Origin of the sequence: Brevibacillus sp. SKDU10, assembly GCF_001645205.1 — a bacterium.
Lineage (GTDB): Bacteria > Bacillota > Bacilli > Brevibacillales > Brevibacillaceae > Brevibacillus_B > Brevibacillus_B halotolerans.
The window spans coordinates 1-15310 of record NZ_LSSO01000013.1 but is presented as its reverse complement, the minus strand read 5'-3'; the positions used below and the strand labels follow the sequence as shown (position 1 = coordinate 15310).

Genomic DNA, 15310 nt, shown 5'->3' with positions numbered 1-15310 from the left:
CAAAAAGATGACCTCAAGCTTGTATGAGGTCATCTTTTTCGGTTGAGAAGAACGGTTTTGGACTCCTCTTCTTGCCATTTATGCAGAGGGCTTATCCGTGTTACCCTCAGACTTTTCCTTGTCACCGGGCGTTTGGGAATCTCCAGTGTTTCCTGATTCATCAGGCTTTTGAGAGTCGGGATTTCCGCTTTCGCCAGTACCCTCAGAACCATCAGTGCCGCCGCTTTCACCAGTGCCTTCAGAACCATCAGTGCCGCCGTTTTCGTCGGGGCCTTCAGAACCGTCCGGCTTAGTAGGAACTTCTTCCTCTTCTTCAGGCTTTACTACCTCAAGTCCAACGATATCTGTAGATTTAATCTTTTTACCGTCAGCTAGAACAAATTCAACCAAACCGTTTTTCATGCTGACTGCTTGAATGATACCAGTTGACTCAGTTGAGGTTGGTTTGCCGTCCGCGTCTTTTCCTTCCTCTGTATACGTTACTTTATAACCAATCATATTGGCATATTTTAATGTTTGGTCCACGCCAGTTTGAGATGTAAGAGATTCTAAGCCATGGATTTGCTGTTGGGAGATAATATCTTTACCTACGATAAACCAGATTCTACCATCAACCATTTTTACTCCGTCAACGGTACCAGAAGCTGTTGTTACATAAATTTGACCAGAGTCATCCTTACGAGCCACTTCATAGGTAGCTTTTTTACCGATGATTTCCTCGTACTCTTTTACGTTTAACAGACTGCTATTTGACTCCTTCATAAGAAGCTCGATATTCGTCACTTTTTCCACCATGGTCATCATAGCGGTTTGCATCATAAATTGAGAGTTATCCATCGGTGACATCGGGTCTTGATTCTTTATCTGGGCAATCATTAGCTTCATAAAAGATTCGCTATCCAAGCCCGTTGAAAATTCTTTTGTATTAGCATAGCTATATTCTGCTTGTACGGAAGACTTTGTTTTCGGCGTTGTGCTTTGTGCTGTCGCTTTGGCTGCTGCTCTCGCTGCTCCCAGCGATTTTTGTATGCTGTTGGTCGGCATTCATTTTCCTCCCAAATGGGTAAAAATTATCAGACAGATAGACTTGCTATCTTTCTATATTATCGGTAAAATCACTTATATCGAATAGACAAACAAACGTTCGAGTTTTTGCTTAAATTTTAAATAATTGTGCTATAATGAAGGATAGGATATAAAAAGGAGGATGAGGGGACCGTGGATCGTTTTGAGTTAGTTTCGGAGTATACGCCTTCGGGTGATCAGCCTAGTGCAATTGCAGAGCTAGTGGAAGGAATAAAGGCGGGTAAACGCCATCAAACTCTGCTGGGTGCTACCGGAACAGGTAAAACCTTTACTGCTGCTCATATGATAGCTCAGGTGAACAAACCTACACTAGTCATGGCGCATAACAAGACCTTAGCTGCTCAGTTGGCAGCAGAATTTCGTGAGTTTTTCCCAAATAACGCGGTAGAATACTTCGTTAGTTACTACGATTACTATCAACCGGAAGCCTACATTCCTCATTCGGATACTTATATTGAAAAGGATTCAAGCGTTAATGATGAGATTGATAAATTGCGCCACTCAGCAACCAGCGCGTTATTGGAGAGACGGGATGTCATCATTGTAGCATCCGTTTCTTGCATATACGGTTTGGGTTCCCCGATTGAATATCGAGAGATGGTGCTTTCCTTGCGTACAGGCATGGAAAAAAGCAGAGATGAGGTCTTGCATCGCCTCGTTGATATTCAATATGACCGCAATGATATTAACTTTACTCGTGGGACGTTTCGTGTTCGAGGAGACGTACTGGAAATATTTCCGGCGTCGCGCAGTGAACAGGCAATACGAGTAGAGTTTTTTGGTGATGAGATTGAACGCATCACAGAGATTGATGTATTAACCGGGGAGATTCTGGGAAGCAGGGACCACGTAGCAATTTTTCCTGCGTCTCACTTCGTTACCCGTGAAGAAAAAATGAAGAAGGCTGTTGAAAATATTGAACAGGAGCTGGAACTAAGGCTGTTAGAATTGCAGGCAGCAGGCAAGTTATTGGAAGCGCAACGGCTAGAACAGCGTACGAGATACGATATAGAGATGATGCTGGAAATGGGCTTTTGCTCAGGAATTGAGAACTACTCCCGTCATTTGACTGGGTTACCAGAGGGACATCCTCCATACACGCTGATTGATTATTTTCCGGATGATTTTTTAATGGTGATAGACGAGTCTCACATGACCCTCCCACAAATTCGCGGGATGTACAATGGAGATAGAGCCCGCAAGGATGTACTGGTGGAGCATGGCTTCCGCTTACCGTCCGCCCGCGATAACCGTCCGCTTAGGTTTGAGGAATTTGAAAAGAAAGTAAAGCAAGCTGTCTATATTTCAGCCACGCCAGGAGTATATGAACTGGAGCATACGCCTAAAATGGCAGAGCAGGTCATTCGTCCAACAGGTTTAGTGGATCCAACTATCACCGTTCGTCCAATAAAAGGACAAATTGATGATTTAATCGGGGAAATTCAGGCAACCATTGCTAAAGACGAGCGTGTTTTAGTAACGACTCTTACCAAGAAGATGTCAGAAGACCTAACCGACTACCTGAAGGAGATTGGCATTAAAGTACGTTATCTGCACTCTGATATTAAGACCATAGAGCGCATGCAGATTTTACGTGCCCTGCGTTTGGGCGAATTTGATGTTTTGGTCGGGATTAACTTGTTGCGGGAAGGGCTGGATTTACCGGAAGTGTCTTTAGTTGCCATTTTAGACGCAGATAAAGAAGGCTTCCTGCGCAATGAGCGGTCATTAATCCAAACCATCGGACGTGCTGCGAGGAATGCAGAGGGTCGCGTAATTATGTACGCTGACAAAATGACTGATTCCATGTCGAAAGCCATACAAGAAACGGAACGGCGCCGTAGTATTCAGCTTGCTTACAATGAAAAGCACGGCATCACACCGCAAACGATTCAAAAAGCCGTTCGCGGAGTTATTGAAGCAACAAAAGTGGCAGAGGAGAAAGCTGATTATCTACCACACTTAGATGTAAAGAAGATGCCGAAAAAAGATCGCATAGTAGTCATCGAGCGAATGGAAGAGGAAATGAAGGAAGCCGCACGCAATCTCATGTTCGAGCGTGCAGCAGAGCTTCGCGATTTGATATTGGAGTTGAAAGCTGACCTGTAGGGAGTGAAATACATGCCATTAGATCGAATCGTGGTGAAGGGTGCACGCGCTCATAATTTAAAAAACATAGATGTCGTCATCCCACGAGATAAATTTGTTGTTTTAACGGGACTATCCGGTTCAGGAAAATCGTCTCTTGCTTTTGATACGATCTATGCGGAAGGACAGCGTCGTTATGTAGAGTCGCTATCCGCCTATGCTCGTCAATTTCTTGGACAAATGGATAAGCCTGACGTAGATTCCATTGATGGTCTCTCTCCGGCTATTTCGATTGATCAGAAGACCACGAGTCGCAATCCACGTTCTACCGTAGGAACCGTGACAGAAATCTATGATTATTTGCGTCTGTTATATGCACGTATTGGAAGAGCTGTTTGCCCAACTCATGGGATAGAGATTAGTTCCCAAACGATCGAACAAATGGTAGATCGTATTATGGAATTTCCGGAACGTACCCGTATGCAAATTCTGGCTCCACTAGTTCAGGGACGTAAAGGAGAACACGTCAAGCTGTTAGAAGATATTCGTAAACAAGGGTATGTTCGGGTTCGGGTTGATGGTGAAGTCCGGGATTTATCTGAGGAGATTCGTCTGGAAAAAAACAAAAAGCATAGCATTGAAGTTGTCATTGACCGGATCGTTGTCAAACCTGATTCTCAGACACGCATTGCTGATTCCTTAGAAACAGCTTTGCGTTTAGCTGATGGTAAAGTAATTGTCGATGTTATTGATCAGGAAGAACTGCTATTTAGCGAGAAGCATGCTTGTCCGCTCTGTGGATTCTCGATTGGCGAGTTAGAGCCGAGAATCTTCTCATTTAATAGTCCGTACGGAGCCTGCTCAGAGTGTGATGGATTGGGAGTGAGGATGGAGGTTGACCCGGATCTGGTTGTTCCAGATTCCACCAAGACATTATCAGAGGGGGCTATAGCAGCCTGGGAGCCAAAGTCTTCTACCTACTACCCTCAACTATTAGAATCAGCTTGCCGCCATTTTAGCATTCCTACAGATGTGCCGGTGGAAGAGCTAGATGATGAGCAATTACAAATCGTTTTATATGGCAGCAAAGGGGAAAAAATTCAATTCCGTTATGAGAATGAATTTGGTCAAGTACGTGAGGCTACAGTGGCATTTGAAGGTGTAATCCCGAATCTGCAAAGACGCCACCTAGAAACCAGCTCTGATTATATACGTGAACAAATTGAAGGCTTCATGGGGCAAAAAGCCTGCCCGGTTTGTAAAGGCCAGCGTTTGCGTCAAGAGAGCCTTGCTGTTTTAATCGGCAAACGTAATATTTCAGAGCTAACCAGTCTATCTATTGTGGATGCCCATCAATTTTTTGATCAGGTTGAATTAAGTGAGAAAGAGATAAAGATCGCTCATATGATTTTAAAGGAGATCAAAGCAAGATTGAATTTCCTTATTGATGTGGGGCTTGATTACCTGACATTAAGCCGAGCGGCAGGTACATTATCAGGTGGAGAAGCGCAACGCATTCGATTAGCTACACAAATTGGCTCTAGTCTAATGGGAGTCTTATATATTTTGGACGAGCCAAGCATTGGTCTACATCAGCGTGATAATGCTCGCTTGATTAAGACGCTGGAGCATATGACAAGCTTAGGAAATACACTGATCGTGGTAGAGCATGACGAGGATACGATGCTAGCCTGCGATTACATTATCGACATTGGTCCTGGAGCAGGGATTCACGGCGGACAGATAGTGGCGGAAGGAACTCCGCAAGAAGTAATGGAAAATCCCAACTCTCTGACAGGAGCTTATTTAAGTGGGCGTAAATTTATCCCTGTACCCCTTGAAAGACGCAAGCCTGCTCAAAATGGTGAAGCCTGCGATAAATGGATAGTGATTGAAGGGGCAAAAGAAAACAACCTAAAAAATGTGAATGTCAAGATTCCATTAGGCGTATTCGTCGCTGTAACGGGTGTCTCTGGTTCCGGAAAAAGTACTCTCATTAACGAAATCCTGCACAAGGCTTTGGCGCGTGAATTAAATCGGGCAAAAGCTAAGCCTGGAGAATTTAAACGAATGAATGGCTTGGAGCATTTGGACAAGGTAGTTGATATTGATCAGTCGCCAATTGGGCGTACGCCTCGTTCCAACCCAGCAACGTATACGGGTGTGTTTGATGATATTCGTGACCTATTTGCCTCCACAAATGAAGCAAAAGTGCGTGGATACAAGAAAGGGCGTTTTAGCTTTAACGTAAAAGGCGGGCGTTGTGAAGCTTGCACAGGAGACGGTATTATCAAGATTGAGATGCATTTTCTGCCGGACGTGTACGTACCCTGCGAGGTTTGTAATGGAAAACGCTACAATCGTGAGACCTTAGAGGTTAAATATAAAGGCAAAAGCATTTCTGATATTTTGGAAACAACAGTGGAAGATGCAGTTGAGTTTTTCAAAAATGTACCGAAAATCCAAAGAAAAATTCAAACGCTGCTTGATGTTGGTTTAGGCTACATGAAGTTAGGACAACCGGCCACTACTTTATCAGGCGGAGAAGCCCAACGCGTGAAATTAGCTTCGGAATTACATCGCCGCAGTACGGGGCGCACCATTTACATCCTAGATGAACCGACTACAGGCTTGCATACCTATGACATTGACCGCTTGCTAAAAGTCTTGCAACGATTAGTAGAAAATGGGGATACGGTTTTGGTTATTGAACATAATCTGGATGTTATTAAGACAGCAGACCATATAATCGACCTTGGGCCAGAAGGCGGAACACGGGGAGGCAGTATTGTAGCTACGGGCACTCCAGAAGAGGTAGCCAAGGTTAAGGGATCGTATACAGGAGAGTTTTTGGGACCTATCCTTGAGCGTGATCGCAAGCGTACTCAAGAACGGATTCAAGAACTAGTTAATCAAACCTAAGGTAAAAGCTTTACAGTACAACATTCAAAAGGCATCCTAATTAACGGGATGCCTTTTCATCTACATAAGGATGGGAGTTACAAGCCAATTCATGAAGACGGTTGTTTGCACAAGGTGGGTTCGTTACAATAGGGGTAAGAAATAACGGAAAACAGCGATCTCGGCTGGGAAAGTGGTGTTTGATACAAATGGTAAATGTCAGTCATCTTGTCGAACATTTTCAACTGAAAATAGTAAGTGGCGAAAAGGGATTAAGTCGCCCGATCAGCGTAACTGATTTAAGTCGACCTGGATTACAGCTAGCGGGATATAAATCCCATTATCCTGGAGAACGCATTCAAATTCTCGGAATGACTGAAATGGAATTTTTACATACATTGCCTAATGAAACCATAGTGGATAGACTCAGCTTCTTAATGAGTGAGGAGACACCTTGCTTGTGTGTAGCGCGTAATTTGGAATTGCCGCAAGAAGTGCTGGACGTATCTAACAGCAGAGGAGTGCCGGTCATTCAATCTCCTTTACCAACGACCAGCTTGGTTAGTAAGCTGACAAATTATCTGGAGGATCGCCTCGCTCCAACAGCTACGATTCATGGGGTTCTTACGGATGTATACGGAGTGGGTGTCTTTATCCTTGGTGCAAGTGGAATCGGGAAAAGTGAGACAGCTCTGGAACTGGTAAAGCGTGGTCATCGTCTTGTAGCCGATGACGCTGTAGAAATTCGTCAAACCCAAGAAGGTCACTTAACAGGAATGGCCCCTGATTTAATCCAACATTTATTGGAAATACGCGGAGTAGGTATTATCAATGTAATGACGATGTTTGGTGCGGGAGCTGTGCGTAATACGAAAAACATTGATATGGTCGTGAAGCTAGAGCTGTGGGATCAGCATAAGCACTACGAGCGTTTGGGACTAGATGAAGAAAAAATGAAAGTAATGGATACCGATGTGCCAGTCATTACTGTCCCTGTTCGTCCGGGTCGAAATTTAGCCGTAATTATCGAGGTAGCAGCTATGAACTATCGCCTAAAACGCATGGGCTACAATGCTGCTGTACATTTCTCCAAGCGTTTGACAGATACAATTGAAGACCATGATTCATTTATCTAAGATGATGCGATCCCTGTAGGGGAGGTAAAGGAGCAATCTGACGCTTATGCGTAACACCAAACGATATCCCGTAGCGGGAGGAGTCAATCCGCTTTGGCATATGTATAAAACCGTGAGTTTTTGGAAGGTTTGCAGAAACTTTGTTGTTATCCAACTGGCGCGTTATTGTCCGTTTGTGTTTGTGAAGAATTGGATGTATCGTACCTTTCTGGGAATCAAGGTAGGCGATCAATCTGCTGTAGCATTGATGGTTATGATGGATATTATGTACCCTGAACTCATTACGATTGGACGAAATTGCGTAATTGGCTATAATACTACTATTTTAGCCCATGAATATTTAGTGGACGAGTATCGCCTTGGGGAAGTTATTATTGGCGATCGTGTTTTAATTGGGGCCAATACCACGATTTTGCCAGGAGTAGCCATTGGTGATAATGCCGTGGTTGCAGCAGGAAGTGTTGTTCACCGCGATGTACCAGCAGGAGCATTTGTGGGTGGAAATCCGTTACAAACCATTCGAAAGTAAAGTAAAGTAGAGGACCTTTGTCTCGTCAGGAGACAAAGGTTTTTTTGTAGGTAAATAAAACTCTTGATGGTGATAGTGCCAAAAAATTTTTTGCTACTAGGTTAAGTAGGCAAACACATGATACACGGACATGCTGTCATAAAAAGGTGTTGACCTCTTCGATATTTAGTAGTATATTTTCTACTAATTCATTCGCTTTAGTTTATTAGCAGAGTAAAGTGTTTAGAGGAGTGGGAGGGAACGAGGATGGCTACACCCTTGGTTTTTGAAAAGCCTTTAGGCATGCGAGATATACTGCCTGAGGTATTACAAAAGCAACGTATAATTGAACGAATTTTGCGTCAATGTATATCAAGGTGGGGATATGACGAAATTGCCACACCTGCGCTAGAGTACTTTGAAACGGTGGGAGTAGCAAGTGCAACTCTGACCGACCATATGTTCAAGCTGTTAGATAAACAGGGGCATACTGTCATTTTACGTCCCGAGGTAACAGCGCCTATAGCTCGTGTTGTCTCCTCCTTGTATAAGCACGTACCTTATCCTATCCGATTATTTTATCAAGCCAATGTATTTCGTGCGCAAGAGAAAGAAGCTGGTCGTCCTGCTGAATTTTATCAGACAGGAGTAGAGCTTATCGGAGATGCTAGTGTAGATGCGGATGCTGAGGTAATTGCTTTAGCGATTTCATGCTTGCAGGATGCTGGAGTATCTGCCTTTAAACTAACAATTGGTCATGTAGATGTGGTAACAGGCTTGTTAGAAGAAATCATAGGTGATCAGCAGGAGAGACAAAGCTTGGAGAAATGCCTTCAGCATAGAGACTATGTAGGGTATCGTCAACTCGTGAGCAGACTATCTGTCACAGAGAAAGAAAAAGAGAAGCTGCTTTTCTTGCTTCAATTGCGCGGCGGTAAAGAGATCGTTAGGGAAGGCATGCAGCTCTTGCGAAATTCAAAATCGGTGGAAGCTATGCAAACCATCTCAACATTGTGGGATGCGTTGGAGGCTTATGGTGTGGAGGAGCATATCTTATTAGACTTAACGCTCATTGGCCGATTTGATTATTATACAGGCATTGTTTTTGAAGGATATGCAGCAGAACTGGGTTCATCCTTGTTAAGCGGCGGCCGATATGATCGATTGTTAGAGCAATTTGGTCGTCCAGCAGCAGCTACAGGGTTTGCACTCGAAGTGGATTGTTTATTACAGATAGCAAATATAGAAGCCCCATTTTCTAAAAAACGATATGTCATTTTATATAAGCAGCACCAACGAGCAGAAGCACTTCGCTATGCACAGAAAAAACGTGATGAACAAAATGTCGTTATTACAGCAAGATGGTCAGCAGAGGCAGAGCATGCTTTTGGAAATTGCAAACACAATCATGTTGTTATCTGGGGAGGCGAGGAACCGTGAAGGAAACGGAATCATTGCAAAAGCTAACGATAGCGATGCCAAAGGGGCGCATATTTGAAGAGTCGCTAGTCTTTTTACAGGAATCAGGCATCGTGGTTGGTGAAAATTTGAAAGATTCCCGCAGATTGATTATTCCTGTTCCGCATTTTCAGATGGAATTTATTTTGGCAAAGCCAACTGACGTACCGACTTATGTGGAGTATGGCGTAGCAGATGTTGGTGTGGTAGGCAAAGATGTTTTATTGGAAGAAAACAGGGATGTCTACGAATTACTTGATCTTGAAATTGGCAAATGTCGCATGGTGGTTGCTGGTTTAGCCGAGTATCAGCCAACTGTTCAGCCTAGAGTAGCTACCAAATATCCTGCGATTGCATCGCGTTACTTTCGAGAACAAGGTCAGCAGGTCGAGGTCATTAAGCTAAATGGTTCTGTCGAATTAGCTCCTTTGATCGGACTTGCAGAACGGATTGTTGATATTGTCTCCACAGGGCAGACGTTACAAGAGAATGGTCTGATAGAGATTGAACATATTTGCGATATTACTACAAGGTTAATTGCCAATCGCTCCAGTTATCGAATGAAAAGTAAGGCTGTAGAAAGCATTGCCGAAAAATTTATACAGGCCATTCCAAAAGCAGGCGTACTCAGATGAATAGGAGGTACTAAACAGCATGCTAAGGATTACAAATGCACACAATCTTAGTATTGCCCGCAGTATTGACCGTGGCACTACAGAACAGCAATGTGTTGTCCGGGAGATTTTAGCAGCGGTTAAAGAGAATGGCGATAAAGCAGTTCGTGCCTTTACCCAAAAATATGATGGGGTAACCATCGAAAAGATTCGCGTAACAGAAGAAGAGTACCTAGCTGCCAAGGCTCACGTTCCCATTGAGGTACAGAGCGCTTTGCAAGAAGCGGCCGACAATATTCGTGCATATCATCAGCATCAGGCGCGTACATCCTGGTTTATGACAAGAGAGTCTGGAACTATGCTGGGCCAAATGATTCGGCCTCTACAAAGCGTGGGGCTTTATGTTCCAGGCGGCTCCGCTTCCTATCCCTCCTCTGTACTCATGAATGCCATTCCAGCACAAGTCGCAGGCGTGGAGAAAATTGTGATGGTCACACCACCAGATCGAGAAGGGAAGATTGCTCCAGCCGTTATAGTTGCTGCTGAAATCGCTGGTGTGACGGAGATTTATAAGGTAGGTGGAGCCCAAGCAATTGGCGCACTTACGTATGGGACGCAAACGATTCCTGCTGTAGATAAAATTGTTGGACCGGGCAATATCTATGTCGCGCTAGCCAAACGTGAGGTGTTTGGAGTGGTCAGCATTGATATGATAGCAGGTCCTAGTGAAATCGTAGTGTTAGCAGATGAAACAGCTTCGCCTAGCTATATTGCTGCCGACCTCCTATCTCAAGCGGAACACGATCCGCTGGCGTCAGCTATCTTGATTACGACCTCACAAAAAGTAGCTGAGGAAGTAGCTTTAGAAATAGAGCGGCAAATCATGAACCTGCCAAGAAAACAGATTGCGGAAGCTTCTCTGCGCTCTCATGGAGCTATCTGTGTTGTGGCTGATTTGGAAGAAGGCTTTGCAGTGGTTAATCGTTTAGCCCCTGAGCATCTAGAGTTACTTGTAGAAGATGCCCACAGTCATATAGGAAAAATTAAAAATGCCGGAGCTGTGTTTTTAGGCCCTTACAGCTCCGAGCCTGTAGGCGATTATTTTGCCGGACCGAATCATGTTTTACCGACAAACGGAACAGCACGTTTCTCTTCTCCTTTATCGGTTGACGATTTTATTAAAAAAATGAGTGTTATTTCATATAGTAAGGCTGATCTTGTTGAGCATGGAGAAAAAATTATGAGACTGGCGGAGACAGAGGGGCTAACGGCTCATGCCAAAGCCATTCAAGTCAGACTGGCTAGTGTTAGCGATAAATCCTGATAAATAGGATGACAGACTGTTGTCAAACTAGCTGAAAGGAAGAAAGCGATGGAACAGGCTATGAGTAGAACAGCGACTATAAAGCGTAAAACCAATGAGACAAACGTGGCTTTGCAGTTTACAGTGGACGGAAATGGAGAGAGCAAGCTGAATACAGGTGTCCCTTTTTTGTCCCATATGCTTGATTTATTTACACGCCATGGCCATTTTCAATTGCAAGTGGAAGCAGAAGGGGACATCGAGATCGACTATCATCATACGGTTGAGGATATCGGGATATGTTTAGGTCAGGCTGTACGTGAGGCACTGGGTGATAAAACGGGAATTAAGCGCTATGGGAATGCATTTGTTCCTATGGATGATGCGTTGGCTCAGGTGGTGATTGATATAAGTAATCGGCCTCATTTGGAATATCGAGCTACTTTTCCTTCATGTCAGGTTGGACAATTTCCTACCGAGCTGGTGCATGAATTTTTATGGAAATTTGCTTTAGAATCACGGATGAACGTTCATGTCATTTTGCATTATGGTCAAAATACCCATCATATGATTGAAGGAATATTTAAAGCATTCGGACGCGCGCTTGATGAAGCTACCCAACTTGATCCACGAGTAAAAGGAGTCCCCTCTACGAAAGGAATGCTATAGAAATATGATTGGAATTATCGACTATGGGATGGGAAATTTGTTTAGTTTACGCAAAGGATTGGAACGCTTAGGGGCGGCACATGAGATTGTTAGTCAACCAGAGCAGTTAAATAGCTATAGCGGTTTATTGCTGCCAGGTGTGGGTGCCTTTGGTGATGCCATGAGATATATCCGAACAATTGGCTTAGATCAAGCGATCCGGGAATATGTACAGACAGATCGTCCGCTGTTGGGGATATGCTTAGGAATGCAGCTTTTGTTTAGCGAAAGTGAAGAGCATGGGGTGCATAAGGGTTTGAATTTGCTTCCGGGGCGAGCTGTGCGCTTTCAAGGAGATTTTAAAATTCCTCATATGGGCTGGAATGAACTTGCGCTAAGAAATAGAGAGCATCCTTTAGTAAAAGGAGTAGTAGATGGAGAGTATGCGTACTTTGTGCATTCTTATTATGTACAGGTACAAAACTTGGCTCATTTGCTTGCCACCACGGATTACGGTCATGATGTAGCGGCGATCGTCTCGTCTGGAAAAGTTACCGGCATGCAGTTTCATCCAGAGAAAAGCGGGTCAACAGGCATGACCTTATTAGCTAATTTTGTACAGCAATGTAAGGAGGGGCTGGCATGACATTCACTATTTATCCTGCTATTGATATACGTGGAGGGAAGTGCGTCCGCTTATTTCAAGGGGATTTCAATCAAGAAACAGTATATGGGGAGTCACCTTATGATGTAGCACAAATGTGGTCGGGATCGGGAGCAGCTTGGTTGCATGTGGTGGATTTGGATGGAGCAAAAGAAGGGACCCCTGTACATTTTGAACTGATTGGTGAAATGGCTAAGTCGATATCTGTCCCCATTCAAGTCGGGGGTGGAATTCGTACTTTACACGATATTGAAGCATATATGGAGTGTGGGATCGCAAGAATTATCTTAGGTACAGCGGCTTTAGAGGATCGTAGCTTTACAATTGAGGCGTTACGTCGCTACGGTTCGCGTATCGCCATTGGCTTGGACTGCCGAAGCGGCTACGTTGCGACCAGAGGATGGCTATCCACAACCCAAGTGCAGGCAACAGAAATAGCTAAACATTTGGTAGAGCTCGGAGCCGAATTATTTATTTATACAGATATCGGGAGGGATGGAACACTTACAGGACCTAATATAGAAGAGATTGTTCACATAGGAATGGCTACTGGCAAAAAAGTCATTGCTTCAGGAGGCGTTGGCCATATAAATGACTTGCTTACTTTAGCCAATCAAATAGAGTGTGGCGTAGAGGGGGCTATTGTTGGCAAGGCACTTTACACGAAAGCTATTTCCCTTTCCGAAGCCTTAGATAAAGTAAGGGAGGCTACACAAATATGTTAACCAAGCGCATTATTCCTTGTTTGGATGTTAAAGAGGGCCGGGTAGTGAAGGGTGTTCAGTTTGTAGGCCTACGAGATGCAGGTGATCCGGTTGAACTCGCGAAAAAATACTGCCGGGAGGGTGCTGATGAGCTGGTGTTTTTGGATATATCAGCCTCTCATGAAGGACGAAAAATAATGATAGATGTTATAGAGAGGACTGCCGCCCATATAACGATTCCCTTTACAGTGGGAGGCGGTATTCATTCCATTGAAGATATGAAACGAATTTTGCGAGCTGGCGCAGACAAGATATCGCTGAATACAGCCGCAGTATTACATCCCAAGCTAATTCAGGAGGGAGCCTCTTTTTTTGGAAGTCAATGTATTGTCGTTGCGATTGATACGAAGCAAACGGATTCTGGCAGGTGGGAGGTATTTACACATGGTGGTCGAAAGGCTACTGGTTTAGATGTGCTGGAGTGGGCTAGGGAAGTGGAGAAGCTAGGCGCTGGTGAGCTTTTGCTTACCTCCATGGACGATGATGGTGAGAAGTCGGGTTTTGGACTCGAGTTAACCAGTGTAGTCTCCACTTCGGTAGGAATTCCGGTGATTGCGTCTGGTGGTGCTGGACGTGTAGAACATTTTTTGGATGTACTGACAGTGGGAATGGCAGATGCAGCACTGGCAGCTTCTATCTTTCATTATGAGGAAACGTCTATTTCTGCAGTGAAGCATTTTTTAACAACCGAGGGGGTGCCTGTACGATATGAAAGAGAACCGAATCATAGAGCAGCTGAGATTTGATGATCAAGGTTTATTGCCTGTGATTATTCAGCATGCTTTGACGAAAGAAGTTCTTACATTGGCATATATGAATAGGGAAGCGCTGGAAAAGACCTATGAAACAAACGAAACATGGCTCTGGAGTCGTTCCAGACAAGAATTATGGAATAAAGGGGCGACATCAGGGAATCGCCAAAAGCTTATTTCTATTTCTGCAGACTGTGATGGAGATGCTTTGTTGTTAAAGGTTTTACCTGCTGGTCCAGCTTGTCATACCGGTAGCTATTCCTGTTTTTCACGAGAGGAAGAAGTAGGTGAGATTGCTGAAAGCAGCAGTGAGAATAACCATTTCTTCATTCTTAAAGAGCTAGAAGCGTTAATTGCTACTCGTCAAAAGGAAATGCCTGTGGGAGCCTACACTACGTATCTTTTTGAAAAAGGAATAGATAAAATTTTGAAAAAAGTAGGGGAAGAAGCAGCAGAAGTTTTACTAGCAGCAAAAAATCGTAATCAAGATGAATTACGTTATGAAATGGCTGACCTGTTTTATCATCTTCTTGTGTTATTACGTGAGCAAAACCTACCGCTCGAACAGGTATTATTAGAATTACAGAATCGACAAAATAAAAATAGATAAGAAATTTATGTTGGAATGAAAAAGCGGTAAATATGATAAAAGGGTAGAGAAGCATATAATGTAGTGAAGAAAAATACGCTAGATTATATGTTTCTTACTAGGTTTTTTAAGAGATTTCATGTATAGTTAGATGTCTGCAATAGTAGATTCAACAATGTTTTACGAGAAAAAAAGATATTTTTTATAAAAACTATTGACTTTAAATATGTAAATATGATAGATTAATACATGTCGCCAGGGAACATTGCACTGGCAACAACGAACGAGGTCGAAAGGCTTCGAAATAAGTCGAAAAAAATGCTTGACTCACTCTGATAGAGATGATATACTAGCAAATGTTCGACAAAATATGATCTTTGAAAACTGAACAGTAAAATGTTTGATAGAAACACTAGCCAAGCAAGTTTTGAAGCTTTGATCAAGAACTACTTTAATGGAGAGTTTGATCCTGGCTCAGGACGAACGCTGGCGGCGTGCCTAATACATGCAAGTCGAGCGAGGGTTTTCGGACCCTAGCGGCGGACGGGTGAGTAACACGTAGGCAACCTGCCTGCAAGACTGGGATAACATAGGGAAACTTATGCTAATACCGGATAGAGTTTTGCTTCGCATGAAGCGAAACGGAAAGATGGCGCAAGCTATCACTTGCAGATGGGCCTGCGGCGCATTAGCTAGTTGGTGAGGTAAAGGCTCACCAAGGCGACGATGCGTAGCCGACCTGAGAGGGTGACCGGCCACACTGGGACTGAGACACGGCCCAGACTCCTACGGGCAGCAG

The 15310-nt window shown here is 43.8% G+C and carries 13 protein-coding genes and 1 rRNA gene; 13 read left to right on the top strand and 1 reads right to left on the bottom strand.

The window, feature by feature from the left end:
- Positions 1–78: 78 nt before the first annotated feature.
- Positions 79–1044, bottom strand: a complete 966-nt coding sequence (locus AYJ08_RS01665; protein ID WP_064016337.1) for a flagellar hook assembly protein FlgD — start codon at positions 1042–1044, stop codon at positions 79–81.
- A gap of 174 nt (positions 1045–1218) precedes the next feature.
- On the opposite strand from AYJ08_RS01665, the gene uvrB reads away from it, so the two are divergent.
- The 13 genes from uvrB to AYJ08_RS01600 all read left to right on the top strand — a co-directional run.
- Positions 1219–3195, top strand: coding sequence for an excinuclease ABC subunit UvrB (gene uvrB / locus AYJ08_RS01660; RefSeq protein WP_064016336.1), 1977 nt, complete (start codon positions 1219–1221; stop codon positions 3193–3195).
- A gap of 12 nt (positions 3196–3207) precedes the next feature.
- The gene (gene uvrA, locus AYJ08_RS01655) at positions 3208–6096 is read left to right on the top strand and encodes an excinuclease ABC subunit UvrA (RefSeq protein ID WP_064016335.1); all 2889 of its coding nucleotides are present in this window, start codon (positions 3208–3210) and stop codon (positions 6094–6096) included.
- 188 nt (positions 6097–6284) lie between these two features.
- On the top strand, positions 6285–7211 hold the full coding sequence (gene hprK / locus AYJ08_RS01650) for an HPr(Ser) kinase/phosphatase (protein WP_197490564.1): 927 nt from the start codon (positions 6285–6287) through the stop codon (positions 7209–7211).
- Positions 7212–7257: 46 nt separating this feature from the next.
- Complete coding sequence (locus AYJ08_RS01645) at positions 7258–7740, top strand: acyltransferase (protein WP_064016334.1); 483 nt, start codon at positions 7258–7260, stop codon at positions 7738–7740.
- Between the two features lie 246 nt (positions 7741–7986).
- Positions 7987–9159, top strand: a complete 1173-nt coding sequence (locus AYJ08_RS01640) for an ATP phosphoribosyltransferase regulatory subunit (RefSeq protein ID WP_064016333.1) — start codon at positions 7987–7989, stop codon at positions 9157–9159.
- 35 nt (positions 9160–9194) lie between these two features.
- Positions 9195–9812 (top strand): ATP phosphoribosyltransferase, encoded by a 618-nt coding sequence (gene hisG / locus AYJ08_RS01635; protein ID WP_064016442.1) that lies wholly within the window; start codon positions 9195–9197, stop codon positions 9810–9812.
- A gap of 19 nt (positions 9813–9831) precedes the next feature.
- On the top strand, positions 9832–11115 hold the full coding sequence (gene hisD / locus AYJ08_RS01630) for a histidinol dehydrogenase (RefSeq protein WP_064016332.1): 1284 nt from the start codon (positions 9832–9834) through the stop codon (positions 11113–11115).
- A 48-nt stretch (positions 11116–11163) separates the two neighbouring features.
- Positions 11164–11763 carry an imidazoleglycerol-phosphate dehydratase HisB gene (gene hisB / locus AYJ08_RS01625; protein ID WP_022586210.1) on the top strand — a complete coding sequence of 200 codons (600 nt, stop codon included), beginning with the start codon at positions 11164–11166 and terminating at the stop codon, positions 11761–11763.
- A gap of 4 nt (positions 11764–11767) precedes the next feature.
- Positions 11768–12388: an imidazole glycerol phosphate synthase subunit HisH gene (gene hisH, locus AYJ08_RS01620; protein ID WP_064016331.1), complete on the top strand. Its 621-nt coding sequence runs from the start codon at positions 11768–11770 to the stop codon at positions 12386–12388.
- Positions 12385–13131, top strand: coding sequence for a 1-(5-phosphoribosyl)-5-[(5-phosphoribosylamino)methylideneamino]imidazole-4-carboxamide isomerase (hisA, locus tag AYJ08_RS01615; RefSeq protein WP_064016330.1), 747 nt, complete (start codon positions 12385–12387; stop codon positions 13129–13131). The genes hisH and hisA overlap by 4 nt, the downstream gene beginning before the upstream one ends.
- Positions 13125–13916: an imidazole glycerol phosphate synthase subunit HisF gene (gene hisF / locus AYJ08_RS01610; RefSeq protein WP_064016329.1), complete on the top strand. Its 792-nt coding sequence runs from the start codon at positions 13125–13127 to the stop codon at positions 13914–13916. The genes hisA and hisF overlap by 7 nt, the downstream gene beginning before the upstream one ends.
- Positions 13879–14532: a bifunctional phosphoribosyl-AMP cyclohydrolase/phosphoribosyl-ATP diphosphatase HisIE gene (hisIE, locus tag AYJ08_RS01605; RefSeq protein WP_064016328.1), complete on the top strand. Its 654-nt coding sequence runs from the start codon at positions 13879–13881 to the stop codon at positions 14530–14532. The genes hisF and hisIE overlap by 38 nt, the downstream gene beginning before the upstream one ends.
- Before the next feature lie 430 nt (positions 14533–14962).
- Positions 14963–15310 (top strand): 16S ribosomal RNA (locus AYJ08_RS01600); the annotation flags it as partial.